The organism is Proteus sp. CD3 (genome assembly GCF_008808075.1).
Taxonomy (GTDB): Bacteria; Pseudomonadota; Gammaproteobacteria; order Enterobacterales; family Enterobacteriaceae; genus Proteus; species Proteus appendicitidis.
This window is the reverse complement of sequence record NZ_CP019686.1, coordinates 1,140,935-1,165,341: the sequence shown is the minus strand read 5'-3', so window position 1 is coordinate 1,165,341 and position 24,407 is coordinate 1,140,935. Positions and strand designations below refer to the sequence as shown.

The 24,407-nt window shown below is 32.9% G+C and carries 24 protein-coding genes and 1 tRNA gene; 12 read left to right on the top strand and 13 right to left on the bottom strand.

Going from position 1 to position 24,407, the window contains the following annotated elements; genetic code table 11:
* The first annotated feature begins 263 nt into the window (after nucleotides 1–263).
* Together BTA34_RS05145 and BTA34_RS05140 are read left to right on the top strand one after the other, a co-directional pair.
* Nucleotides 264–1,685 carry an SMI1/KNR4 family protein gene (locus BTA34_RS05145; protein WP_151434755.1) on the top strand — a complete coding sequence of 474 codons (1,422 nt, stop codon included), beginning with the start codon at nucleotides 264–266 and terminating at the stop codon, nucleotides 1,683–1,685.
* Between the two features lie 1,151 nt (nucleotides 1,686–2,836).
* Nucleotides 2,837–3,148 (top strand): hypothetical protein, encoded by a 312-nt coding sequence (locus BTA34_RS05140; RefSeq protein WP_151434754.1) that lies wholly within the window; start codon nucleotides 2,837–2,839, stop codon nucleotides 3,146–3,148.
* A 422-nt stretch (nucleotides 3,149–3,570) separates the two neighbouring features.
* Here the strand turns inward: BTA34_RS05140 and lpxL are convergent, their stop codons facing one another.
* The 4 genes from lpxL to BTA34_RS05120 all read right to left on the bottom strand — a co-directional run bounded on the left by lpxL (nucleotide 3,571) and on the right by BTA34_RS05120 (nucleotide 7,133).
* Complete coding sequence (gene lpxL / locus BTA34_RS05135; RefSeq protein ID WP_151434753.1) at nucleotides 3,571–4,500, bottom strand: LpxL/LpxP family Kdo(2)-lipid IV(A) lauroyl/palmitoleoyl acyltransferase; 930 nt, start codon at nucleotides 4,498–4,500, stop codon at nucleotides 3,571–3,573.
* Between the two features lie 464 nt (nucleotides 4,501–4,964).
* Nucleotides 4,965–5,177: an RNA chaperone/antiterminator CspA gene (gene cspA / locus BTA34_RS05130; protein ID WP_006537332.1), complete on the bottom strand. Its 213-nt coding sequence runs from the start codon at nucleotides 5,175–5,177 to the stop codon at nucleotides 4,965–4,967.
* Between the two features lie 395 nt (nucleotides 5,178–5,572).
* Nucleotides 5,573–6,430, bottom strand: a complete 858-nt coding sequence (locus BTA34_RS05125) for an alpha/beta fold hydrolase (protein WP_151434752.1) — start codon at nucleotides 6,428–6,430, stop codon at nucleotides 5,573–5,575.
* Nucleotides 6,431–6,800: 370 nt separating this feature from the next.
* Entirely contained in the window at nucleotides 6,801–7,133 is a 333-nt protein-coding gene (locus tag BTA34_RS05120) for an MliC family protein (protein WP_151434751.1), read from the bottom strand.
* A gap of 380 nt (nucleotides 7,134–7,513) precedes the next feature.
* Here BTA34_RS05120 and BTA34_RS05115 point away from each other — a divergent pair, with 380 nt between their 5' ends.
* Nucleotides 7,514–8,410, top strand: coding sequence for an AraC family transcriptional regulator (locus tag BTA34_RS05115; protein WP_151434750.1), 897 nt, complete (start codon nucleotides 7,514–7,516; stop codon nucleotides 8,408–8,410).
* Nucleotides 8,411–8,489: 79 nt separating this feature from the next.
* Here BTA34_RS05115 and BTA34_RS05110 read toward each other — a convergent pair whose 3' ends face one another.
* From BTA34_RS05110 to cbpA, 3 genes are all read right to left on the bottom strand, one after another.
* Nucleotides 8,490–9,986 (bottom strand): C69 family dipeptidase, encoded by a 1,497-nt coding sequence (locus tag BTA34_RS05110; protein ID WP_151434749.1) that lies wholly within the window; start codon nucleotides 9,984–9,986, stop codon nucleotides 8,490–8,492.
* Nucleotides 9,987–10,418: 432 nt separating this feature from the next.
* Nucleotides 10,419–10,724 carry a chaperone modulator CbpM gene (gene cbpM / locus BTA34_RS05105; RefSeq protein WP_151434748.1) on the bottom strand — a complete coding sequence of 102 codons (306 nt, stop codon included), beginning with the start codon at nucleotides 10,722–10,724 and terminating at the stop codon, nucleotides 10,419–10,421.
* Complete coding sequence (gene cbpA, locus BTA34_RS05100; protein ID WP_151434747.1) at nucleotides 10,724–11,665, bottom strand: curved DNA-binding protein; 942 nt, start codon at nucleotides 11,663–11,665, stop codon at nucleotides 10,724–10,726. Before cbpA ends, cbpM begins: the two co-directional genes overlap by 1 nt.
* A gap of 380 nt (nucleotides 11,666–12,045) precedes the next feature.
* Between cbpA and BTA34_RS05095 the strand changes: the two genes are divergently transcribed.
* Both BTA34_RS05095 and BTA34_RS05090 read left to right on the top strand, forming a co-directional pair.
* Nucleotides 12,046–12,378, top strand: a complete 333-nt coding sequence (locus BTA34_RS05095; RefSeq protein ID WP_151434746.1) for a DUF1971 domain-containing protein — start codon at nucleotides 12,046–12,048, stop codon at nucleotides 12,376–12,378.
* A gap of 9 nt (nucleotides 12,379–12,387) precedes the next feature.
* Nucleotides 12,388–12,726, top strand: a complete 339-nt coding sequence (locus BTA34_RS05090) for a DUF1869 domain-containing protein (protein WP_196735792.1) — start codon at nucleotides 12,388–12,390, stop codon at nucleotides 12,724–12,726.
* 75 nt (nucleotides 12,727–12,801) lie between these two features.
* On the opposite strand, the gene BTA34_RS05085 is transcribed toward BTA34_RS05090, so the two are convergent.
* Nucleotides 12,802–13,674, bottom strand: coding sequence for a LysR family transcriptional regulator (locus BTA34_RS05085; RefSeq protein WP_151434744.1), 873 nt, complete (start codon nucleotides 13,672–13,674; stop codon nucleotides 12,802–12,804).
* Nucleotides 13,675–13,774: 100 nt separating this feature from the next.
* Here BTA34_RS05085 and BTA34_RS05080 point away from each other — a divergent pair, with 100 nt between their 5' ends.
* Nucleotides 13,775–14,227 carry a multidrug/biocide efflux PACE transporter gene (locus BTA34_RS05080; RefSeq protein ID WP_151434743.1) on the top strand — a complete coding sequence of 151 codons (453 nt, stop codon included), beginning with the start codon at nucleotides 13,775–13,777 and terminating at the stop codon, nucleotides 14,225–14,227.
* An 859-nt stretch (nucleotides 14,228–15,086) separates the two neighbouring features.
* Here the strand turns inward: BTA34_RS05080 and BTA34_RS05075 are convergent.
* A complete protein-coding gene (locus BTA34_RS05075) occupies nucleotides 15,087–15,968 on the bottom strand; it encodes a hypothetical protein (RefSeq protein ID WP_151434742.1) in 882 nt (293 codons plus the stop codon).
* A 625-nt stretch (nucleotides 15,969–16,593) separates the two neighbouring features.
* Here BTA34_RS05075 and BTA34_RS05070 point away from each other — a divergent pair.
* Nucleotides 16,594–16,923 carry a hypothetical protein gene (locus BTA34_RS05070; protein ID WP_151434741.1) on the top strand — a complete coding sequence of 110 codons (330 nt, stop codon included), beginning with the start codon at nucleotides 16,594–16,596 and terminating at the stop codon, nucleotides 16,921–16,923.
* Between the two features lie 182 nt (nucleotides 16,924–17,105).
* A complete protein-coding gene (locus tag BTA34_RS05065) occupies nucleotides 17,106–17,336 on the top strand; it encodes a DNA polymerase III subunit theta (protein WP_151434740.1) in 231 nt (76 codons plus the stop codon).
* 189 nt (nucleotides 17,337–17,525) lie between these two features.
* Here the strand turns inward: BTA34_RS05065 and BTA34_RS05060 are convergent.
* Nucleotides 17,526–17,613: transfer RNA gene (locus BTA34_RS05060), tRNA-Ser, on the bottom strand.
* A 182-nt stretch (nucleotides 17,614–17,795) separates the two neighbouring features.
* Between BTA34_RS05060 and tusE the strand changes: the two genes are divergently transcribed.
* Nucleotides 17,796–18,125 carry a sulfurtransferase TusE gene (gene tusE / locus BTA34_RS05055; protein ID WP_023581360.1) on the top strand — a complete coding sequence of 110 codons (330 nt, stop codon included), beginning with the start codon at nucleotides 17,796–17,798 and terminating at the stop codon, nucleotides 18,123–18,125.
* A gap of 44 nt (nucleotides 18,126–18,169) precedes the next feature.
* Here tusE and BTA34_RS05050 read toward each other — a convergent pair whose 3' ends face one another.
* Entirely contained in the window at nucleotides 18,170–18,451 is a 282-nt protein-coding gene (locus BTA34_RS05050; protein ID WP_151434739.1) for an acylphosphatase, read from the bottom strand.
* 196 nt (nucleotides 18,452–18,647) lie between these two features.
* On the opposite strand from BTA34_RS05050, the gene hspQ reads away from it, so the two are divergent.
* Nucleotides 18,648–18,968 carry a heat shock protein HspQ gene (gene hspQ / locus BTA34_RS05045; protein ID WP_006537351.1) on the top strand — a complete coding sequence of 107 codons (321 nt, stop codon included), beginning with the start codon at nucleotides 18,648–18,650 and terminating at the stop codon, nucleotides 18,966–18,968.
* 79 nt (nucleotides 18,969–19,047) lie between these two features.
* On the opposite strand, the gene BTA34_RS05040 is transcribed toward hspQ, so the two are convergent.
* The gene (locus BTA34_RS05040) at nucleotides 19,048–19,461 is read right to left on the bottom strand and encodes a CoA-binding protein (protein ID WP_151434738.1); all 414 of its coding nucleotides are present in this window, start codon (nucleotides 19,459–19,461) and stop codon (nucleotides 19,048–19,050) included.
* Between the two features lie 137 nt (nucleotides 19,462–19,598).
* Between BTA34_RS05040 and BTA34_RS05035 the strand changes: the two genes are divergently transcribed.
* Nucleotides 19,599–20,057: a methylglyoxal synthase gene (locus tag BTA34_RS05035; RefSeq protein WP_069368776.1), complete on the top strand. Its 459-nt coding sequence runs from the start codon at nucleotides 19,599–19,601 to the stop codon at nucleotides 20,055–20,057.
* Nucleotides 20,058–20,059: 2 nt separating this feature from the next.
* On the opposite strand, the gene helD is transcribed toward BTA34_RS05035, so the two are convergent.
* Nucleotides 20,060–22,111, bottom strand: coding sequence for a DNA helicase IV (helD, locus tag BTA34_RS05030; RefSeq protein ID WP_151434737.1), 2,052 nt, complete (start codon nucleotides 22,109–22,111; stop codon nucleotides 20,060–20,062).
* Between the two features lie 114 nt (nucleotides 22,112–22,225).
* Here helD and yccS point away from each other — a divergent pair, with 114 nt between their 5' ends.
* Complete coding sequence (gene yccS / locus BTA34_RS05025) at nucleotides 22,226–24,394, top strand: YccS family putative transporter (protein WP_151434736.1); 2,169 nt, start codon at nucleotides 22,226–22,228, stop codon at nucleotides 24,392–24,394.
* The last annotated feature ends 13 nt before the right edge of the window (nucleotides 24,395–24,407 follow it).

The following is a 24,407-nucleotide window of genomic DNA, read 5'->3' as shown; positions in this document are numbered from 1 at the left end:
CGACATTGCTCACATTGCTTCTAGTATTTATTGACCAACTCTCCTAGCGTTGGTCTTTTTTTTATCTGTATTATCCCGCAATCTGCTTAACCCTAAATGGAGGACATACTTTCCTTCGAAATACTATTATCTTGTTAAAGCTAAAATAGTTTATAGTGAATTTAACGCAAGGTAGTAATATTGTATTTGGTTATCACATCTAAAAAGGATCATGAAATAACCACATTATAATTAAACCATATCATCAATAGGGATTTTAAATTATGGGTTTTATTTCCACTATCATTGGAAAAAATAAAGAGCTAACACCAGAGCAGCAATGGGAACAACTTAATAAAAAATATGCAGATAATCCTATAGAGCGTATTCGTGAAAAATTAGTACTCGTATCTAGTGTTGATCGTGAATATAAGGAATTTGGTGCGGACAATCATAAATATCACCTAAATTCTCCACTCTCAATAGAGAAAGTTAATCAGCTACAAGTAAAGGCAGGATGTGAATTCCCCGAAGATTATATCGCCTTTATAACTCAAATTGGCAATGGCGGTACAGGCTCTTATGGCGGTGCGGGTCCTTACTATGGCTTATATGCTTTTGATGACGCAATAGATAGAAATGGCGCACAAAATTGTGCATTACCCTGCTTACTTAAACCTAAAATGGATATCGATGAATGGAAAGCACTGTGTCATGTACCTGAAGACTGTAGTGATGAAGACTTTGATATTATTTGCGATAGAGTTCATCAAGGTACGCTTTATTTAGGCACTTGTGGATGCGAATACGATCTTTTATTAGTGGTCAATGGTAAATATAAAGGTCATATTTTATATACCTCTGATTGGGTTAATTCAGATACTCCTTACACATTTTCCTATGAAACTTCATTTACACAATGGTACGAACGTTGGTTAGATGAAGTGATTTTAGGCTATGACACAAGTTGGTTTGGTCATCGAATGGGAGGCAATGAAGAAACATTACTTCATTTTGCCCAAAATAATGAAGATATTACGAAAAAAATTAGTGCTATCAACTCACTAACTAAGTTGCCTAAATTATCCAATAGCAGTTTATGTTTTTTAGAACAACAACTACAAACTGAAAATATTGAGTTATATAAAGCTTCATTAAATGTTTTAGCCACTTATTTTAAAGAACAAGCATTACCTTATATTCAGCAAGCTTTAGTTGCTCCATTTGATGAAAAAACAGACATTGTTATTCCTATTATTTACTCTAAATATAGAGATCAATGCTCTCTTTTCAAAGATAGCCTTTTCCCAATTCTTAAAGTAACGAACAGCGAAGATACATTGCGTTTTATCGGTTACTCTTTGGCCGAATTAAAAGCCGTTTTAGTTGAAGATTTTCAACCATTCTTTACTCACCCAAATGTAGAAATAATAAGAAGTGCAATTTATGCAGCTTCTCATGATATTAATTTAAAAGATAAAACATCAGCATTTTATGAACTCGCAATCTCTGAAAATGAAGAGATCAGCTTAGGTGCAATTCAGGCATTATCTAGCTCAAATTATATCGATAGTGAGTTGTTACCTTATTTACAACAAGCTTGGAAAATGTATCCCAAAGAAAAAAATCCTTATATACGCAACAATATCTCTTCTTATATTGCGAGGGTATATCAGAACAATGAAGTTGATGTAAAAAAATGGTAACTAACAGATAAATAGGCATTTTTCTCTTATTTATTTTAAATAGACAATAAGTAGATCTTGTTATTGTCTATTTTTAATTCAAATCTCATTATAAATAAGCATATTGTTATTCTAACCAATGAAATAAATTATCAAGAATTTCAACTAAATGTATGCAAACTTTATAGTTAAACTAAGATGATTTTCATTTATATCATTTAACCTCATAGTTAAATTAAAATTAAAACCAATAAAATCAAGCAGTTAAATACAATAAAACCCAAAAAACATTTATTACTTCAGAAAACCACTCTAATTCTGCACTTATTCTTATTATTTCTTTTTAAAGTTTGTTACAGATTGATATCTTTTTTTCCCTTATTATTTTTTTCAGTATTTCATCACTGATAGATATTTAATTTTCCCCCGCCTCGTGCGGGGATTTTTTTATCTAAATTACCCTCTCAAAATATTCAATCGCTAAACTCTCATTATTTTCAAACTAAACCTACCTTCCTATTTTTCCCACATAACGTAAACATATTATGCCAATTATGTCTTTTGTAATGGACGAAAAGGGATATGGCAATAAAGCTAAAATTAGTGACAGAGCAAAATGCACATACCTTCATAAACTGGGAAATAAAAATAATCAACACATCACTCAATTAATTACAGGAACATTAGGAGTTCCTTTTCAATATCAAACGTTATCTTATCAAGATAAAAACTATCTAAAAAAATGAATTTTTATTCTTAATAACTATTTCTTTGTAATATTTTGACAACTTTTTTTGAACTCTGAAATTACTCATTTTATAAGTTTTCTATTTTAACGACAAAATGTATCATGAAAAAATTAAGTAATTTAACTAATATCAAAAAAAGTTAACTTATTAACAAAAATAATCAAAAATAAATTTAATTTTTAAATTTCAGATGTTTATATAAATTATAATTAACTCACGTTAATAATTCAGTACTGAAAAAATCATAAATCCATTCATAAATCTTTATCTACCTGTCATTAACTATCAAGATTTTTTACAGATTGATATATTTTTTTCCTCTAATATTCCTTCCACCAACTTGGTACGAAAAAATACTTATTCATCGTATACAGAAAAACAAATAAAAAATTAACCAAAGAAAGAATATTTAAGGAATATAAAATGAAAAATAATTTTATTATCGGAAGTTTTTTAGCACTTTTATTATCAGCTCCAGCTATGGCAAATAATAATAAAGTAATCGGTTCAGGAACAATTACATTTACAGGTTCAATTATAGAGGAAAATTGTATTACCAACTCTGTAGGAAATACTTTTAAAACAAATTGTTGGAATGGAACTGAAATGGAGGAAACTTTGCATCACATTGAACCCAATAAAGTTTTTGATGCTCAATTGGGTGAAAATAAAGGTACAATGAGCATAAATTGGATCAAAGAAAATGTAGGGATTATGGATATCGAATATAACTAATACAGTAAAATTAAAATCATATATATTTAATAAACATCAATCTCTATCAAGTAGAAATAGTATTTATTATTAAATAACGAGTATATATTTTCAAGAAATTAGAATTCATTACTATATAAATAATATTTTCCATTATGGCTACAATATATTAAGTAGATATAGTTTATTTCTATATTTGCTAACTCTATTTTAACTTATTTATATAATTTTAATCGTCTTATCTTTGCCTTGTATGCCCTGTCTTTATCGACCAAATCCATACAAACATTAGGGTTGACAAGTTAAGTGATAATGATTATCTTTTACCTTGTGAATAGTTGAGTATTTTACTTGGTTTTTCACAACGACATTGCTCACATTGCTTCCAGTATTTACTGTGACCAACACATCATGTGTTGGTCTTTTTTTTTATATATTAATAATTAATTATAAAAACTGGCTTCACCTGCTGGTCGAGTTTTAAAACGGCGGTGAGCCCATAAATATTGATCTGGCGCTCTCATAATTTCTGTTTCAATCAACTTATTCATTCTATCTGTGTCATTTTGAATATCTTCAGAAGGATAATTAATCAGCTCTTTACCTATGATTAAACTGTATTTTTTGCCTTTCAGATTTTCATTTCTGACCAAAGTAACAGTTAAAGATGGTGCTCCTGATAATTTTGCTAATATAGCAACTCCTTTTGAAGTTGATGTTTTTTCAACAGAAAAGAATGGAGAAAATGTTGTACCTTTTAAACCAAAGTCTTGGTCAGGAGCAAACCAAATTGCTTTCCCTTTTTTTAACTCCATAACCATAAACTTCAAGTTACGTCTATCTATCATGCCCTTATCTGAACGGCATCTTGCTTTAGTTTGGATAAACTCCATCGCTTTATTATTATGTGGTCTATACATGGCGTTCACAGGGAAACAAAGCCCCATAATGCGTCCACCCAGCTCTAGAGACATAGAATGTATACCAATTAATAGGATCCCAGCATTTTTATCATTTGCATCAGTAAAATTGGCGATCCCCTGGACTTCAAAGAGGTTTTTTAATCGGCGATCACTCCAAAACCACGCCATGCCCGTTTCAAATAATGCGACACCTAATGACGATAAATTATCCATCACAAGCTTGTTAATTTCATTTTTATCTTTATTAGGGAAACATAATTCTAAATTTTTCTTTATGATCGAGACTCTTCTTTTGACAAAGAAACGAGATAACAGCCCAAGATGTTTACCTAAAAAAAGTAACCAAGAATAAGGAAGTTGTACTAATAAAAAAAGAATAAAAACACCAAACCAGGTTAAGAAATATTTTGGATGTAATAGATGCAATGAAAAAACATTTTTAGCGTACACAAGTTTGTCCTTTAGGAACCAAAAAGCATTTAAGCCACATTGAATTAAACAGCAATTGTTTAAGATAAGTCTTTAAATGTTAATTTAATTTTATCTTAAATTATTTTTATGATTTATCTGATATCTTTTATTCTAATAAAATTTTTTTGTTTCTTTTGATTGAGAAGGCAATATCTTAATGCCTTTATTTTGCCATTATAATAATTAATTTATCCATTAATTTATTGTTCTGTAAAAATCAGCAGGTATTAAAGTAAATAACTTTCTGGAGTTTTAAATAATTTATATTAAATACTTACATAACTTTAATAATACTATTTTTATACGCTTTGCTAAGTACACTCTAAATTTAAATAACACTAAAAATTGATATAAAAAAAAACCTCACCGAAGTGAGGTTTTTTAGATCTTACTTGTATCAATATTGCATTAAGCAATACATACAGTAATAAAAGCTCAATAGATTACAGAGCGATTACGTTCGCTGCTGCTGGACCTTTAGCGCCATTTTCGATAGAAAATGAAACTTCTTGGCCTTCTTTCAGAGATTTGAAGCTATCGCTTTGGATCGCTGAAAAGTGTACGAATACATCTTTGCTACCGTCTTTAGGAGTGATAAAGCCAAAACCTTTATCATCGTTAAACCATTTTACTGTACCAGTCATTGTATTAGACATAAGATTTCCTTTAATTAATTATTTTGCCATAAGGCATTGTTTGCGGTTTGATTTCGGATTTTTACTTATGGTCACTATTTGAAGGAATTCGCAACGAAGAGGTATCAGGGATAACGCTAAACGGTGAACTACTTAAAACTGCACTAACATAAATAGGTCTGTACTTCCAAACCAGTGGCGCTATTAAGTCATATAATTCGTTTTATAGCAAATTATTTTCATCTTTATTTTAAAAAAACTTTTCACCGGCAAAATTAGAAGATAATTATAAGATAAAAACAATTATCTATTTCACCTATCTCATTATTTTAATTTAAGAACATGAATAAAAAAGTAGATACTGTTATTTTTTAAGATAATCAGTATCTACTCTATCATTAATGTACTACATCACCTTAATCAGCGAGTTCTAATAAAATTTCTTCTGTTTTCGTCCATAGAAGTGAACCCCCTTCTTCTGGCCATAAATGCCGCTCAGCATTAGGAAAACGTTGAAATAATAAATCCCCAAAATCTGGAGAATGAACGGTACTGGTATCTTTCATTCCATACCATAAGGTTGTTGGTGTCTTTATTTCTTCAGGTGAAAATCCCCAAGGTTGCATAGCAATCAGTAAATCTTGAGTATATCCATCATTGCCTTGTTTAAAGGCTTCTGCCATACATTCTTGATAAACTGGGAGAAAATCAATTGATTTATAAATAGCCAAATCAACTTCGGCACTGTAATTTAGAATAAAATCCATTAACCATTTGGCTGTTATATTTTGCTTAATCCAACTGGTTAACGAATCTGGTGATCCAACAGCCTGACGTTGCATATTAACAACATCATCTGTTAGCTTATTTTGTGTATCCGGATAGTCAAATTGATCTTGTCCTGCGACAATAAGTAATTTATCAACATGACAATAAACACAAAGCGCCATAGCAAAAACAGCACCTTGAGAAAATCCCATTACATTAATACTTTTAATATGAAGATGGTCTAATAAAAATAAAATATCTTTAGAAAAAGATTTTAACGACTTTTGAGGATCAAAAGTCGAATCGCCTAATCCTGGGCGAGTGGGTGTAATCAACCGAATATTAAGCTTATTTAAAAGGTCAGCATCTACTCCTAATAAACCACTCATACCTGCACCGGTGCAAAATAATACTGGCTTACCTTGCTCTGGGCCTGATTCATACCACGTTAAAATTCTATTATCTGGTAGTGATACATTATATTTTCTTGAGTTTTTAATTTTCATTAGATTTTGTCTTTTATTAATTTTTGATAACACATTACCTGCCAATTTGCATAGCAATGTCTATTTTTAAGTTTTGCTTTTAAAAATTAATGTTAAGACTCGCTAAGGGTAAGATTTCATATAAACTCGCAATAAATTTTGTTTCGTTGCCGATAAATGGATAAACCGAAATTTATTCTTTGTTTTTAAAAATAAAAATGCGTAGATTTCATACTACGCCCTATTAGTATAATCGAGTTAGCCGTAATAGGTAAGAGTCATCACTGATCATTTTTATTTTAAATTTTTATTATATTTATTGTTTTCTTTTTCTTATAAAAAAAGAGAGCAATAAAATTGCCCTCTTTTTCATTTATAACTGGTTTCTACGTTATTTTACTAATTTACAAGTACGTCCTTCATCTTCAGCAACACGCCCATTAACTGCATCATCTTCTGAAATTGTTGCTAAATTAAATTCATTTTGTCCTTTGCCCCAAATTTGGAAATTCTCACCAACATAACGAGCGCCACTAGCCGCAATAGCTTCTTTTAGAACAATAATTTCATCGTTGTAATACATAACCGCTAACTGTTCAGTAGGGAAAGAAACTCTAATTTTTTGACCTTCACAGTTATAAGTATCCGTTTTAGCAGCCAAAGCAGGAGCTGTTATTAATGAAGAAACTAATGCAATAGCAGAAATAGAAAGTAATTTATTCATTTACACATCCTAAAATAACCAAGTAAAGTTTTACTAATGAAATTAGACTAGACTTCATCTTTTAAAGATGAAATAGGATATCTCCGCATTTTATTAAAACTAAAAGTTTATATGAATATTTTAATTTAAGATTAATTTTAATAAAAAATTATCAATCATTGATGAGTGAGTTAAAATGCAATTTCTTAATTAAAATCAAGTTTAATTAAACCCAATTTCAATACATAACTTTACATTATTATCTGTCTATTTTACTTTATTCAGTGTAATTATCACTATACGATATGCTATTATTCTAGTACCTATAAATTTATTGTAGTTCAATAATTTAAGTCGATCTTATTGAAAAATATCGATAAAGAAAAAAAATAGGAATATTCATGCTTCAAGAGAATGTTGTTAAAGATATTATTGTTTGGATTGAGCAAAATCTTGATTCACGCTTATCACTAGATATTGTTGCTGAAAAATCAGGTTATACAAAATGGCATTTTCAGCGCTTATTTAAAGCATATACAGGAATATCTTTAGGAAAATACATACTCGCCCGCCGTTTATCTTGCGGTGCTTACGCTTTACGTATAACGCGTTGTAGCCTGCTTGATATTTCCTTGAAATATCGGTTTGACTCTCAACAAACATTTTGTCGCGCATTTAAAAAGCAGTTTAATATTACGCCTTCCGAATACAGAAAAAAGCCAGGTTGGGATATTAGTGAACTGATTTTTCCCGCACTAGAAACAGTTGAACTTAGCGCTAAATATGAAGTTGTTACCTTTCCTTCCCTAAAATTAGCGGGTATGTCTCACCAATACAACAAACCTGTTTCAACGTGGAATTCAGATAAGAAAAAATTTAGAAAAGAATTTTGGCGTAAATTTTTGAAGGATATGCATACAATACCCACAGAGCTATATGCAATGCATCGAGCCTCTGCGAGTACATTAGAAGATACGATGTACATTTATAGTACCGCGGTTGATAAAGAAAAATTATCAACAATATCTAATCTATCTTCAATGTCACAATTAGAATTACCTAGTGGTAATTATTTAGCAATTACTTTTAATATGGATGAAATTTTAGGTTCATTAACAGGTTACGATGATATTATTTACACGGTATATACTAAAGTATTACCAAAAATGAATTTATTACGTAGATCTGGCCCTGATATTGAACAATATACATTAAAAGGATCGGTGAGTTACGATAAATTACTTGAGCAAAGTGAACAATACTTACAAAAAATTAGCTACTATATTCCTGTTCTTTAATCAGTTTCATCTACAAAAAAGATCCCAATTAAATTGGGATCTTTCTATTTAAAGAGATATCTAAAATAATTCTCTTCTATCAATCTTTCTTAGACTTATTAGCAAAGAAAATATCGTCTTGGATATCTTTTGTTCTTACTGTAAACAATTCGTTCATTAAGTTTTCAGTTAATTTTTCAGCATCAGCCATAACTCGTAGATTAAATTCATTAAGCATTTTATCTGCACCGGCTTTATCTGTTTTCACCATAGTGAGATATTTAGCTTCCATTTCTTTTTGCTCTAATGCAGTTTTTGCTTCCCACTCTTGATAAGCTTTTTTCACTATTGGTGCAAGTTTTGGATAATCTGTCATTACCAATGTTTGTAACTTACGATATTTCCAGTAAATAGAATCACTGTCTGCTTGATTGGTTCCTATTCCATAATGTTGCGGATAAGCTTTTAATCCACTGTAATACGGAACAAATGCAGTTAAATCCGCCATACCTAATCCTACATAAGTCACTTCGCCTATTTCTTGAGGAAGTTCTGGGCGGACTTGCATAACATGTGCTTCATAAGTTCTAAATACACTAATTGGACGCCATGGCTCTTCACCATTTAACCCATTGGTATATGGGTCGTGCTCTGTTCCTTCAAAGTGATTACGTAACATCGCTTTCGCCTCTTCAACAGATACTTTTTTCTCTGGCGTTAATAAAGGCGCGAAGTTACGACCATCGTCCACAGCTTGCTTTAATGATGGATTAAATTGTTGCTGAATAACCCATACTCGCGGATCGTTATAAGTACGATCTCGTTCGTCATCTCGTGTATAAGCTTTTGAAAAATTAAACACGCCTTCTTTTTCAGGATTATAAAGCCCTTTCTCAACAGCAAATTCCACTAGATTTTTCGAGCCTAAAACATCATTACTGTTAATATCATAGTGTTGTAATCGACCTTGGTTTCCTGTCGCAAAGTATTTATCTTTAGGTAATTTTTGTGCGATCCAATGATGCCCAGTTCCAGTTTCTAAGTACCAAAGCTCATTTTTATCAACAACGGCAACACCAAATCCTTCACCAGCACCTTGTTTTTCAATAATACTACCTAATAATTCCACGGCTTCACGAGCTGTTTTTGCTCTTGAAAGCAGGACATCTGGAATATCATCTTCCGTTATCCCGGTCTCTTCAACATAGGGATCAAAAGAGAGTGCTTTAGGTGAAGCAAAAATAGATTCAGTACCACTGACACCCACCCCTAGTTCATTAAATCCTGTTGCACCATGAAGTTGTGTTTTCCAATTCGGTACAGTGGTATAGCGCAATGAATTCTTAGGTAATGGATACGTAAAATTATTAGCACCGTTATGTTCTTTGGTACTATAAATCCCCGTTTGATTCGTTTTAGCAGGATGAATAACAAAATGTTGGGCTTTTAATGCATCGCTGTCTGCGCTACGAGCAATAATCAATGAACCATCATTTGTTGCTTCACTTCCCGCTAACAACGTTGTACAGGCTAAAGCTGAAGAAACTAATGCAATATTAACGGATAAGGCAATAATGCCCTTTTTAAATAAAGACATAAAACTCCCCATTTGCTTGTTATTTATAATTTATAGATCAATTAAGTATCTTTTTAGAATCAAAATAAAAAACCAGATAGATAATTTGATGCGAAATATTAACAATGAAAAAGTATGAGTTTCCGTGATTTACATCTCAATGATTATTATATTTCGAAATAAAAACATTAATTATTCGCATCATATTAATATCAATAAGCTTTATAGAAAGATGCATTTAAAATATAAATACCATTTTTATTATTGATAAAATCTAGAGATGTAATCCAAATGAAATTTAATTATAAAAACAGACTTAAATATTAAATTAAATAACAACTAATTAAATATAATAATGTTCTATGTTAATAAAAGATATTAATAGTAATAAAATTCAGGCATAAAAATAGCCACTAGAATTGTTTACTGTTTTAGTGGCTATTTTATTAATCTTTATTCTTTTATAAAACGCATTAACTGCTGGCGTAATTGCTTATTTTCTTGTTTTAACTGTTCATTTTCATCTAATAAAGTCAATGCTATGGCGATACCATGCCAATCTAATGCGAGTTCTTTATGAAGTTTTAATGCACGATGTATCACCACAATAGCGTTATCATCAAAAAACCATTCCTGAGTTTCAATTTCTAACGGCTCGATCACACCAAGAGCTACAAACTCTTTTAGCTCATCATTTGATATTCCTGTGTGATAACAAAACTCAGTAACAGTAAATACGGTTGTTGTTAATTGACCCATTATTTATTCTCCCAGTCTTTACGTGGATTATAATCGGTCTGGCTATCTGCAATTTGTTGCCATAATTCGCGTGTCTTTTCATCGGGTTTAGGTGGCATTACAATTTTTAAAATTGCATATAAATCACCGCTGACCTTTTTGCTAACTAACCCTTTTCCCTTAATACGTAGTTTTTGTCCTGCCTGACTTCCCGCCGGGATAGTTAACAAGATTTTTTCTTTTATTGTGGGTATAGGAATTTTTGCACCTAATGCAGCTTCCCAAGGAGCTACTGGAACAACGATTTCTAAATCATGATCTTTAACATCAAATAAAGGATGAGGAGCAATACGAATCGTTAACCATAAATCACCATTTTCTCCTCCATTTTCACCTGAAGTACCTTGCCCTTTTAAGCGTATACGTTGTCCATCAATAACACCTGCGGGAATTTTAACATTCAGTGTTTTAGGAATTTCTTTTTCCAAAATACCGAAGACATTATAAACAGGTAAGTGGTAACTTATTGTGCGTTTATGCTCTTCCTGTGATTCTTCCAGAAAAACAGCTAATTCTATTTCTAAATCATGCCCACGCTGTTTATGAGGCTGTTGAGTTCGACGCCCTTCAAATGGGGAGTGTTGACCGAAAAATGAAGCATAAAAATCATCAAAATCTTCTTGGCTAAAGTTTTCTTGACTCTTATTTGAATGTTGTTGTGTAAATTGCCTAAATTTAGGATCGTTACGATGGGCCCAAAGTTCATCATATTCGGCTCGACGTTGTTCATCGCCTAATATTTCCCATGCCTGAGCAATTTCTTTAAAACGCTCTTCTGCATTTGGCTCTTTACTGACATCTGGATGATATTTTTTCGCTAAACGGCGATAAGCTGTTTTAATCGTTTTAGTATCATCAGTGGGTTTAACACCCATAATGGCGTAATAATCCTTTAATTCCATAGTGATATCTCAATTATGTTAAACAATGAATTAAATATTAATGCCCAATACTTGATCAATTATAGAACAAAGAAACTATGTTGATGAGTAAATTCCCACGAAAAGCGTGCTTGCAGCCTAAAAAAATAGGTTTAAACTAAAAAATATTTTAAATATTAAAAATTAATTTAAAAAAATAAAGTAATATAAAACAATGTGTTAAATAAAAAATGAATAGTATTATTGTATATTCTCATTAAATTGCATTTGAAATACCTCATTATAAGAGGTAGATTTTATTTGACGCATAATAATTTACTACGTTATCAACTACGGTTTTTCTTTTTAATTAAGATAAAAAGTATAAAAATCAATCTATTCACTTTTTCTAGGGCGGTAAAATGGAAAGAATTATTATCCCCACTCACTATATTCATGTACGTGCAACGCCACTTTGGACGAAAGACACTGCCCCTAAATCAATTTGGGAAAGACATTTAGATAAAGGAACTCGCCAAGGGGTTTATCCTAAATTATCGGTTATGCAAGGTACTATTGTTTATTACGCTTATGCAGATGAATTTAGCCCGGAGCCAACAGAAACTCTAGTGATTAATGCAGGTGAATTTGGTGTGTTTCCACCAGAAACGTGGCACAAAATAGAAGCGAAAACTCAAGATACTGTTTTTAACGTCGATTTTTATGTCGATCCTAAAATACTTGCTGAAGGTTAAAGGTTGATTATGGAAAATGAAAACAAAGGCTATTTATTAGAATTGATTAGCGCTGATGGCCAAGATAAGTCCCAAAAAATCTTTCTTAATCCTAAAATTCTGTATATCCCAGACGTTGCAACTCAAGAAATTTTACTCTTAGTTGATGAGTTAAAAAGCAAAGTAAATATTGATTCGCAAGAACTTACCTTAGCATTAACAAATAAAAATAATGGTGTTTCTGTCAATAAAGAGAGCTTTTTGACTGATTTATTAGATGCAGATATGTCGAGCCTAATGGTAAAAGATCTTATCAATATTGTACGTGGCTATGATATGGATGAAGAAACAAATGTCTGTGGTTGGTGAGTTAATTTTATTAAGATAATAATGAACTTATATCACCTTCACTATTGCTAATGAAGGTGATTGCTTCCCTCATTTTTATCGAGAAGATTGAATATTATTTTTCAATAGTTTATCAATCATCCAATATCCTGCTTTTCCTGGCGGATTATTTCTTGACCAAACTAAATCGATATCTATTTTTTTCGGAAACTGGTCATAATTCAGACTGACTAGTAAGTCATGTCCAAATTGCTCAACTAACCAAGTGGGTAATATTGCCCATCCCATTTCTTGCTCTGCCATTTCAAGTAGTAATAAATAGTTAGGCGCCAGCCAATTTTTTTCACTATTAATGACAAACTGAGCGCGACTACTTAGCCGCAATTGACGATGCATGGTTAAATGTTGATAGTTAATTTGTTTTTCTTTCGCAAGTGGATGAGTTTTATGTGCATATAATCCTAATTTACCGCTGACGGGTAAACGGGCAAAAGCAATATCGGCTGGATATTCTATTCGTGATTCCATCATACCAATATGTGCCTGCTTATTTTGTAGCATATTAATGACATCATCATTTTCAGCGACAAGAAATTCAAATTCAATATGAGGGAATTCTTTATCTAGAATTTTTAAGAGTTGCTCAGAATAAGGGGGTTGATACATATCAGAAAAAACGCAACTTAAACGAGGCTCCATTTCTGGTGATAACTCTATTCTTAATGCTTGTAATCGTTCATCTGCTGCTAATATATCTTCAACTAAGCTTAATACCTTTTGCCCTGCAAAGGTTAGCGTTGATTCTCTCCCCTTTCGTTCAAATAATTCAAAGCCCATATCATCTTCAAATCCTGTAATTGTGCTACTCACTGTAGACTGACTTTTATTTAATTTTCGAGCAGCGGCAGAAAATGATTTTAGTGAGGCGGCTTCAACAAATGTACGCAGAGTTTCTATGGAATAGTTCATTATGGTATCGGTTTTTTCGATGGCTCCTATTTTGTATATATACAAAATATCACCAATAATTGCATCTGTTTTTTGCTAAATAATTAATTTGAGGTGGGATATGAGCCAATATCAAAAAACATTTACTGAGCGCGTTTTTCACGCTGTTTCATTTGAAGTGATAGCTATCGCAATAACAGCGCCACTTAGTGCATGGATTTTGGAACGCTCAATTTTTCAAATGGGAACCGTTGCTATTGTTTTATCAACATTAGCTATGTTATTGAATTTATTTTATAACATGATTTTTGATCACTATTGGCCTTTAATCAAAGGTCCAAGACCAACAAAAATAAGAGTCATGCATGCCATTGGCTTTGAATTAAGTTTTGTGATCGTTGGTTTACCAATATTGGCATTTTTATTAAAGATGTCACTATGGAATGCATTCTTATTAGAAGTCGGCTTCTTTGCCTTTTTCCTTTTCTATACCTATGCATTTAATCTTAGTTACGATAAATTACGTGAAAAGTGGTTTTATCGTAAACAAAAACGGGTTGTTGCACGTCAATAATTTCTCGAAAACACCTTTTGAATTATCATTAGGTGTTTTTTATCACGAATAAGATAAAACATCCTTAGAACATCTTTATTAAACACCTTATAAAACGGTTCTTACTCTCACATTTTAACAAAAATTATTCAAATATTTTCAGAATCGCCCACTCTATTTAAGCAAACAGAGGCTTAAAAAATCGCAAAAAATAAAGATTTTATTGCTTTTACAATTGATCATGATGAAGATACTTTAATACTTATTGGAAAATACTTATAAAATTGTGTAGAACAATAAATACTGTAGATGCTCAAAAATAAAGTGATAACTGAGCTGTTATTTATTATTAACACCAAAAGAGTAGCAATAAATGATCATTTTTATTAGTTATATCCTTTTTTCGATTATTTTGACCACTATATTAGCCTATTGGTGTTTCTCTGCACTTTTTCCTAAAGCGCCACCCACAACACTTTCTTGCCTTTTAGTCAGAACACTTCTGGGTGTATTGCTCATTATTATAGTTATTAGTCTTATTTTAACTTTATTAAGTCAGATACTCTGATTTATTAAAATGTAAATAAATATAGACAGCCCTTAAAAAAACCTGGGCTTTAATTTTACAAGTTGTGCAGGATAGAGGAAAGTTGCTAAATATTCTAAATCAACAATATTATATGGATAATTATAGAATTTATGATATTTACCATACAATCACTCACTTTCAACTGCAATGATCTGATTAAATCCAATTAGGCTTTTCAATTGTTTGAAACCTTCTTGAGTTTCCTTGCTAGATACCCCATAACAAAATAGTACATCACTATTATTTTCATTCTCTTTAGTGTCGTTATTTATAGTCGCAAGCTAAAGTAAATTACCATTTCAGGTCGATTGCATTCATTTTATAATTTTTATTCATCTTAACTAAGGCTTCAAATACTGAAAGATACTGAATGGGATCACTCATAGCGATATTTTTAATAGGCAAACTTTCAAACTTATCTCTATTCAGTTTTACATTGATTAAATAGAGATCATCTTCATCACCAGTTTCATGATTAAATATCTGAGAATATCCAGCCACGATGATATTCTCTATTTCTGAGCAAACCATGAACCCAATAGCGGATACTCTGAGAGCAATAGCATGAACATGCCTTGCATAATCATAATAATATTCTTCTGCGGTTTTTAGCCTTTCGCCATTTGATACGGGTGTGTCTTCAATTTCTGGAAGATCTACATCTATAAATAAGGTTCTTATTTCCTCATCATAATGAAAAGCAACTATTGTTTCTCTAGGCCAGTAAGCTGATAAATACGCATACCTTAATCTCTCATTAACGCCACCAAAGCTAACTGGATGATACTTTGTAATATCACCATGAATGTCTATAAGAAACTCAGGCTTTCCAGTGAAACCTCTGTTGTAAAAATCCTGATAAACAAATGTTTTACCTTCCTCTATTGTCAGCACATTTGTATATTTTTGATTTAATTGCCACTCATCACCTTGGGGTTGTGTTGAGCTTACCTCTCGCCAATTTAATTCTGTAGGAAAACCAATAACCTTATATCTTTCACCATCTTTAACAATGACGTTCGTTTTTTCCAGTTCAGCGATCACTTTATTTACTCTATCTTGATTAATTATGAATCTTCTAAGAAAATCATTCGTTGTTACATATTCTTTATTCATCGCAAGATCAACAAATTGCCAATATAGAAGATCTAACCCTAATGTTTTTGATTTCATGTCATCACCAAAAAATATTAATATTGTAGGTGATACTATCAAAATAATCAGAAAATCCTCAATTAAGAGGCATAATATGTGATCTTAAGCATTGTCGTTTTTATTCTTATTCTGACTAAATACAAGTGCCAATCAAGCAAACAAAAAGTCCACTTATGTGGCCTTATTAGGAAGAATAAATTTATTATTTTATATTTTCATAATATCTGTAATCACTATATTTCTAAAACTATGCGAACACCTCAATTTAGCCTCTTTATTTGCTTTATCTAAAATAAAACTTAAAGCGCAATCTAAATCAAAGGCTTTAAAATCAAACTCCATCGCTATATTTTCTTTTAGTAACAGTTCTGAACTAAAACCATATACTTCATAAACAAAAATATACTTATTTATTAATATGTCATCCTTATTAGTTAATTTTCTCTTAGTTTATCTGGTTATAATATTATAGAATTGAATTATCACCTCAAATACCTAATTTAACGTTTGATGAAAAATCAGCATATATAGTTTTAGCTCGTGATAAAATCTGCAACCTTAATTATCTATTATTGATTAGCAATATATGATTAGTTATCTATACTTGGTTCTGAGGCGATAATTAATTTAAAAGGTAATTTTTATGACTAATAAATTTAAATATTTACTATCTGCTGTTATCTTTATTTTAAGTTACGTACTTATGATTGGTGGTGTATCTGCTGATAATAGTTGCCAAATAGAAATGAGAACCTTAGTAGAAACTCTAAACAATAAAACTTGTTTTAGTACGACTCCCCAACCTGCTTGTAACGTCCCATGCGTTCCCGCACACACACGAGGTGCTAGAGTAGATTTCTACTGCTTAGCCACTGACCCTGGCCCCTTTTCCCAAACAGAAGGACAAAAAGTAGATGCCATTTTAACTGTTTCTATTCCAACTAGCTGTAAACTCCCTTATTCACTCAAATAAAATATACGTTATCGCCTGCCGCGCTTATGTCTCTAATTAAGCTAACCAAATGAAGCCCTTATACTAGGGCTTCACCGAAATTTATGCTATGTAGCCATGGTATTTCAGGCAATAAAAACCACATCATCATTTTTAATTCCACACCCTGCTATACTCTCCAAAAATAACCAACCGGATCTGATATGAACCTCGCAAACTTAACCAAAGAAGAAAAAGACAAAATCAATGTCGATTTGGCTGCTTCGGGTGTCGCATATAAAGAGCGACTCAACATGCCAGTTGTTGTATCCGAAGTTGAACGACAACAACCAGCACATTTGCGCGAGTACTTTAATGAGCGGTTAGTATTTTATCGTGAGAGAAGTAAGAAATTGCCTGATGGAAATTCGGTGCAGTATTTAAAAACAGAGTGATTACTCAGTTTTTTGTGACTACTCAACAAAGAGGATTTTATTGAAGGTGAATGAGATCTGGTTAGTTAATTTATTTTTCGAACAATCGTGTAGATTCTATAAAACGATATAGGCAATAACATGAAAAAAATAAAATGTTTTATTTTACTGGGATAAGGAGACTTTAGGAGACGCTAGGAGATGATGAGATGGCGGAGGAGGAGAGATTCGAACTCTCGGATGGTTTCCCATCGGCGGTTTTCAAGACCGCTGCCTTCAGCCGCTCGGCCACCCCTCCGCAATGGGGAGCAATATAAACACCTAAGCTTATGTTGTAAAGCCCTTATTGTACTGTTTGCCGTAAAATTAAACGTATTACAAGTCAATGGCTTAATTTATCAACGATTTATGGGTTCTACTTGGGTATTTCCCTTATTTTTGCTAAATTAGCGGTATTATTTTTGATTGGTTGCTACGCACATGTTTGTATTTAACGGAAAAGAAATCGAGACAGATAGCCACGGTTATTTAAAAAATAGCAATGAGTGGAATGAAGATATGGTTCCAACATTAGCAGAACTAGAAGAAATAGAGCTTACAGAACAACATTGGGAGATTATCCGTTTTGTTCGCCAATTTTATTTAGAATTTAATACCTCCCCTGCTATTCGTATGTTAGTAAAAGCACTTGCACAAAAATATGGCGATGAAAAAGGAAATAGCCGTTATCTTTATCGTTTATTTCCTAAAGGTCCAGCAAAACAGGCTACAAAACTTGCTGGCTTACCAAAACCCGTTAAATGTATTTAATTTTATCTTTCGATCAAAGAGAATTAAAAATCATTAAAACAATATTACTCATAATGGTGGATTGAAAAATCTGCCATTTGTTCATATTCACAAGATGCCGCTGACCAAAATGTAATTTTGGCGCTTTTAGGGCCACCAGCTTCTAACCAATCTTCAAATTCTTTTAATGCATTTTCTTCCGCAAAAGCCTTTACTCCTACGCTACCATCATCACGATTCCAAACATACCCGGTTATTGGCTGTTTTTTCATCCACTGATAAGTAAAAAAACGAAAACCAACACCTTGAACACGCCCTTGAATAATATATTCTCTACCGATTTTCATATGCCCTTCTAGTAACCTTCTTCAAATAAAAATTCTGTCTAGGTTATTGTCTTTTCTTTATACAATAGATAATCTGATTTTGTGAGGTTTTTTATTCATAATGAAAGCAAAGGATTATATTTTTCCAACCCCTTGAAATTTCACTTTATGCCCTCATATATATAACCAATAAGCAAGGCTATATGGAGGTGATACTATGATGACCGCCAGCAAATTTGGGATAGGACAGCAAGTTAGACATAAATTACTCGGCTACTTAGGCGTTGTTGTCGATGTGGATGCTGAATATTCCCTTGATCAACCTAATGAGGATGATATTGCATCTAATGTGACCTTGCGAGCAGCACCTTGGTACCATGTTGTGATGGAAGATGATGAAGGGCAACCTGTTCATACTTATCTTGCTGAAGCGCAGATAACCTATGAAGTTTCAGATGAACACTTAGATAATGACTCATTGGATGAGTTATCACAGTCAATTCGTAGCCAACTACAGGCGCCACGATTAAGGAATTAACCCAATTAATCTACATAACCAGTAATCTGAATGAAATGATAATCGCCGAATTTGTTTTCGGCGATTTTATTTTGGCGTATTACCAAGGAAGACCATGTGCTTCAATTTCTTTTTTAGGACAACGATCCATTACCACACGTAACCCAGCATCTTCAGCTAAGTCTTTAGCATCTTCATTAATAACACCAATCTGCAACCATAATACTTTGGCATTAATTTCAATGGCTTCTTGCGCAATTTCTAATGCTACGTCAGATTGGCGAAAAACATCAACCATATCCACAGCAACAGGAATATCTTTTAATGAGGCATAACATAGTTGCCCCAATAAGGTTTGCCCTGACATGCCTGGATTGACAGGAATAACATCATAGCCTTGTTCTAATAGGAATTTCATGACTTTATAGCTTGGGCGATCTTCTTTATTACTCGCACCAACAAGCGCAATGGTTTTAACGCTTCTTAAAATGTCATAAATGTCTGAATCCACCATTTATCTACTCCGTTCATCATGAAGATTGAAAATATTATGATACATCATAGTATCTTGATCTGTTCATAGCTTATAAGATAAAAAAAAGGTATTTTGAAAACTGAAACAATTACTATATTTATTTTTAAAGGTATCAAATGGAACAAATTGACCGCACGCTCCTAAAAGAAAAAAATATCGCGCTTGTTGCCCATGATCACTGTAAAAGCTCATTACTGGAGTGGGTTGAAAATAATCGTGAACAACTGTCTCTACACAAGCTATTCGCAACAGGAACTACCGGTAACTTAATTAATCACCACACTGGTCTTCCTGTTACTCAAATGCTAAGTGGTCCCATGGGTGGCGACCAACAAATTGGTGCAATGATCGCTGAAAAGAAAATTGATATTATGATTTTCTTTTGGGATCCATTAAATGCCGTTCCGCATGACCCCGATGTTAAAGCCCTTCTACGCTTAGCGACAGTTTGGAACATCCCAGTTGCAACAAATCGTGCAACTGCGAATTTTTTAATTTCATCACCTTTCTTTTCACAAGAATCTACAATTAAAATTCCAGATTACGAAGGCTATTTAAAAGAGAGATTAAAATAATCCTAAGGTTTTCGCTGTATAGGAACACCTTGAGATTTTAGTTCTGAAACAAAACAAGATGGCTGTTGTTTATTAAATAATAGCCATACTTGTTTTTTTGCTCTTGTTAAAGCAACATACATTAAGCGTCGCTCTTCCGCATTAGGATAATCTTCAACACTAGGCAGTAATGCCAATTCAATAATCGACTCTCTTGCTGGTGCTGGAAAAGCATCTTTACCTTCTTGTAAACCTAAAATAATAACGTAATCTGCCTGTTGCCCTTTTGAAGCATGAAAAGTCATAAACTGTAGGTCTAATTTAGGCCAACGTGTTTTCGCTTTTTTTAATAATTCTGGTTTTAAATAGTGATAACGAGCGAGTAAAAGAATAGTTTCATTTTCTTCTACATAACCACTCATTTTATTGAGTAGATTTTCAAGTTGATCGTCAGATAACAGCACAACTGACTTTTTATTGCCTTTCACTAAACTATTTAAAGGTTTAGATAATTGAGCTGGGTTTTGTTGAATAAACGTATTGGCAACATTTCCTATCGTGTCATTAAAACGATAAGTCGTATCTAATGCACATTCAGCACCTTCACCAAAAGAGTGATGGAAAGAGGTCGTTAATAATAATTCTGCGCCACTAAAACGATAAATGGCTTGCCAATCATCTCCGACTGCAAATAAAGATGTTTGTTTATTTTGCTGTTTTAATGCGGTTAATAATGAAGCTCTTAATGGTGAAATATCTTGGAACTCATCAACAAGAATATGTTTCCATGGGCTAATAAAACGCCCTTTTTCAATAAGATTAATAGCTTGATGTAATAAGCCCGAAAAATCGATGGCATCTTCCTCTTTTAATGCAGTTTTCCACGCTTTTAATAATGGCGATAATAATTTTAAATACTTTTTAAAGGCTTCTGTATATTCGGGTTGTACACTGTCAATTAGCGATTTTTGGCTACCGCCTTGCATCCTTAATAAACTAACCCAACGCTCTAATCTTACGGCAACTTGGTTTTCTAATTTTTTATCATGCCAAAACTCACCATCAGTAATATCCCACTCTAACTCTTGAGATAACCACTCTCGCCACCCTTTTGCTTGTGCTTTTTTCTGTTGGCATTGCTCGCGCCACTCACCTAATAATAAAGCTCTTCTTTTTTCACTATTTATTTCAAGCTCACTAATTTTGGGTTGTTTTTTGGTCGCTTGTTGAATAATGGATAATGCCAGTGCATGGAACGTTTTTGCCATAATATCGGCATTTAAACGACTAGAAAGCCTTTCATTCATTTCTTGTGCAGCTTTACGCCCAAAAGCAAGTAATAATATTTGATCTGGTTGCGCTAACTGGCGACGTAATAACCAGCCTGCTCTTGCGACTAATACAGAAGTTTTGCCACTTCCCGCACCAGCAAGTACAAGAATATTTTCTTCTCCATTAATTACGGCGCGACACTGAGATTCATTTAACGGCGATGATTCAATCGTATTAAAAAATTCCGCATGCTCATTTAATATTTGAGTTACCCATGCAGAATTTTCTTTATTAATAAGTGCTTCACCTTGCTGTAACCATTCTAAACATTGCTGATAAAAAGTATGACAATTATCAAATTGAGTAAGGCGTTCAATAGGAAGGGGAATAGCGGAAAAGCTTTCTTTAATAGATTGCTGAATTTCAGTAAGTTTAGACTGTTTTATCCATCTATTTGATTGAGTGATTTCATTAATATTATGGAGTTGCTTCTCAAGCACCTGAGCACTTATTTCGCTCATTTCTTTACTCCAATTTTGCCATGATTGATAAAGATAACGATAAAACTGCTGGGTTTCTTCCCAGTCTGTTCCATGCAATCGAACAACTTTATCTTCAGGCAATAAAAATTCTAATTCCCCCCACACAATTCCTTTTTTACAGAAAATATTAATCAATTCGTTAAAAGGGATTAAATACTGATGTTTTTCACCACTGACTTCAATACCTGCATTTAACAATTTGACTCTATTATAAGGATGCTGTGCTAAACGTTGTCCCATCGGGGTGGATTTCAGTTCCATACGTAATTCCTGCAATAAATAACAAATAGTCTGTTGTTAAGCTCTTTTTAATCGGTGATAAACCCTATATTCTAAGAGGTAATTATCTTCATCTTGTTTATTTAAGGGCTTTTTGTGTTCACTTTGCTAAATGGCGCCCGCCGATTTATCTATAATAGCCACTTTTTATATTATATTCGCATAATAATCGCGCTTACAGGAACGACTTTGTTTCCTTGGGTTTTAGGACAAGAGCCTAAATACACAATTCCTCTAACTTTAGGTGTGGTTGCAGCTGCATTAACTGACTTAGATGATAGGCTTGTTGGTCGTTTAAAAAACCTCGTTATCACTTTATGCTGTTTTCTTCTTGCTTCAGCATCAATAGGATTGCTTTATCCATATCCTATTTTATTCTTTTGCGGTTTAGCCATTTCTACTTGGGGATTTATTTTATTAGGTGCTTTAGGGCAACGGTACGCAACCATTGCTTTTGGTGCTTTATTAATCGCAATTTATACTATGCTCGGTATGCCTATTTTCCCTGAATGGTATGAACAACCCGTTTTATTGCTATTAGGCGCTATTTGGTATAACTCTTTAACATTGGTTGGTCATTTATTATTCCCAATTCGCCCAGTTCAGGACAATTTAACTCGCTGCTACCAACAACTTGCAACTTACCTCGAAGCTAAAGCAACATTATTTGATCCTGATATCGAAGATGACTATCAACATTCCCTTTATAATTTAGCAATGGCAAATAGCCAATTAATTGACTCGATGAACCAAACTAAAGTTACATTATTAAGTCGATTAAAAGGTGATAGAGGTCAACGTAGTAGCCGTTTCACACTTCATTACTATTTTGTTGCTCAGGATATTCATGAAAGAGCAAGTTCGTCACATGTTCAATATCAACTATTAAGTAATGAATTGCGACATAGCGATGTGTTATTTCGTTTTCAACGTTTACTTTCTATGCAGGCGCGAGCGTGTGAACAAGTTGCACAATCTATTCTTTGGCATAAAAAATATCAGCATAACCCTTCATTAGAGCGCGCTATAAATTATTTAGAGAATGCATTAAATCATTTAAAAAATACGACTTCAGAACCACAACTAATAACGCCTTTAAATAATTTATTGCAAAACCTTCAAGGCATTGATGCGCTTTTACGAAGTATTAGTACAGAGCAATATCAAATATCCCATGACCAAAAGGAAGAAACGCAACTTTCTGATGATGGTTTAACAGGATGGCGCGATATTGCACTAAGAATAAGAGAGCACCTTACGCCTAAATCGGCGCTTTTTAGGCATGCCGTTAGGATGTCACTGGTTTTATGTATTGGCTATGCCATTATTCAATTTTTCCAATTGGATAGAGGCTATTGGATATTATTGACCAGCCTATTTGTTTGCCAACCTAACTACAATGCGACTCGCCGACGTCTTACACTGCGTGTAAGTGGTACTATTATTGGTATTTTAATTGGCTTCCCTATTTTATATTTTGTGCCTTCAATTGAAGGGCAACTCGTTTTAATTGTGATAACGGGTACGCTCTTTTTCGCATTTAGAACCATACAATATGCACATGCCACACTATTTATTACTTTATTGGTTTTATTAAGCTTCAATCTGCTTGGTGAAGGTTATGATGTTGCTCTTCCTCGTATTATTGATACCTTAATTGGCTGTGCCATAGCATGGTTTGCAGTTAGTTTTATTTGGCCTGATTGGAAATTCCGTCAACTGCCTGTTGTTATTCAAAAAACAATGACGAATAACTGTTATTATCTTGATGCCATCCTTATTCAATATTACCAAGGGAAAGATAATAGCTTGAGTTATCGAATTGCTCGTCGAAATGCTCATAGCAGTGATGGTGAATTAGCTTCACTGATCTCAAATATGTCATCAGAGCCAAAAAGCTATCAAGCATCCCAAGAAGTAGCATTCCAGTTGCTTTGTTTAAATCATACTTTACTCAGTTATATTTCTGCACTTGGTGTTCATCGTTCAAAAATAGAAGATGAGAATGTGCTTACATTGCTTAATGATACGGTTTGTTATATCGATTCTGCTTTACGTCGCAAAACACCGCAAGACGAAGGATTTAAGCAATCTCATGTAGAATTAATTGAAAGGATTAATCTATTACCTAATGCAGATAATCCTCGCATTCAATTAGTACTTACTCAGATCCGCTTACTATTGGATTTACTGCCACAAATTATTAGTTGTATCCAAATTATTGAGCAAAGCGAATCAAACAGCCTACCTCAACCTCAAGTTTAGACTCATATTGACG

What these genes read in the sequence shown, in the direction of transcription:
- BTA34_RS05145 (WP_151434755.1), top strand. Translation starts at nt 264, where the DNA reads ATGGGTTTTATTTCCACTATCATTGGAAAAAATAAAGAGCTAACACCA.
- BTA34_RS05140 (WP_151434754.1), top strand. Translation starts at nt 2,837, where the DNA reads ATGAAAAATAATTTTATTATCGGAAGTTTTTTAGCACTTTTATTATCA.
- cspA (WP_006537332.1), bottom strand. Translation starts at nt 5,177, where the DNA reads ATGTCTAATACAATGACTGGTACAGTAAAATGGTTTAACGATGATAAA.
- BTA34_RS05125 (WP_151434752.1), bottom strand. Translation starts at nt 6,430, where the DNA reads ATGAAAATTAAAAACTCAAGAAAATATAATGTATCACTACCAGATAAT.
- BTA34_RS05120 (WP_151434751.1), bottom strand. Translation starts at nt 7,133, where the DNA reads ATGAATAAATTACTTTCTATTTCTGCTATTGCATTAGTTTCTTCATTA.
- BTA34_RS05115 (WP_151434750.1), top strand. Translation starts at nt 7,514, where the DNA reads ATGCTTCAAGAGAATGTTGTTAAAGATATTATTGTTTGGATTGAGCAA.
- BTA34_RS05110 (WP_151434749.1), bottom strand. Translation starts at nt 9,986, where the DNA reads ATGTCTTTATTTAAAAAGGGCATTATTGCCTTATCCGTTAATATTGCA.
- cbpM (WP_151434748.1), bottom strand. Translation starts at nt 10,724, where the DNA reads ATGGGTCAATTAACAACAACCGTATTTACTGTTACTGAGTTTTGTTAT.
- cbpA (WP_151434747.1), bottom strand. Translation starts at nt 11,665, where the DNA reads ATGGAATTAAAGGATTATTACGCCATTATGGGTGTTAAACCCACTGAT.
- BTA34_RS05095 (WP_151434746.1), top strand. Translation starts at nt 12,046, where the DNA reads ATGGAAAGAATTATTATCCCCACTCACTATATTCATGTACGTGCAACG.
- BTA34_RS05090 (WP_196735792.1), top strand. Translation starts at nt 12,388, where the DNA reads ATGGAAAATGAAAACAAAGGCTATTTATTAGAATTGATTAGCGCTGAT.
- BTA34_RS05085 (WP_151434744.1), bottom strand. Translation starts at nt 13,674, where the DNA reads ATGAACTATTCCATAGAAACTCTGCGTACATTTGTTGAAGCCGCCTCA.
- BTA34_RS05080 (WP_151434743.1), top strand. Translation starts at nt 13,775, where the DNA reads ATGAGCCAATATCAAAAAACATTTACTGAGCGCGTTTTTCACGCTGTT.
- BTA34_RS05075 (WP_151434742.1), bottom strand. Translation starts at nt 15,968, where the DNA reads ATGAAATCAAAAACATTAGGGTTAGATCTTCTATATTGGCAATTTGTT.
- BTA34_RS05070 (WP_151434741.1), top strand. Translation starts at nt 16,594, where the DNA reads ATGACTAATAAATTTAAATATTTACTATCTGCTGTTATCTTTATTTTA.
- BTA34_RS05065 (WP_151434740.1), top strand. Translation starts at nt 17,106, where the DNA reads ATGAACCTCGCAAACTTAACCAAAGAAGAAAAAGACAAAATCAATGTC.
- tusE (WP_023581360.1), top strand. Translation starts at nt 17,796, where the DNA reads ATGTTTGTATTTAACGGAAAAGAAATCGAGACAGATAGCCACGGTTAT.
- BTA34_RS05050 (WP_151434739.1), bottom strand. Translation starts at nt 18,451, where the DNA reads ATGAAAATCGGTAGAGAATATATTATTCAAGGGCGTGTTCAAGGTGTT.
- hspQ (WP_006537351.1), top strand. Translation starts at nt 18,648, where the DNA reads ATGATGACCGCCAGCAAATTTGGGATAGGACAGCAAGTTAGACATAAA.
- BTA34_RS05040 (WP_151434738.1), bottom strand. Translation starts at nt 19,461, where the DNA reads ATGGTGGATTCAGACATTTATGACATTTTAAGAAGCGTTAAAACCATT.
- BTA34_RS05035 (WP_069368776.1), top strand. Translation starts at nt 19,599, where the DNA reads ATGGAACAAATTGACCGCACGCTCCTAAAAGAAAAAAATATCGCGCTT.
- helD (WP_151434737.1), bottom strand. Translation starts at nt 22,111, where the DNA reads ATGGAACTGAAATCCACCCCGATGGGACAACGTTTAGCACAGCATCCT.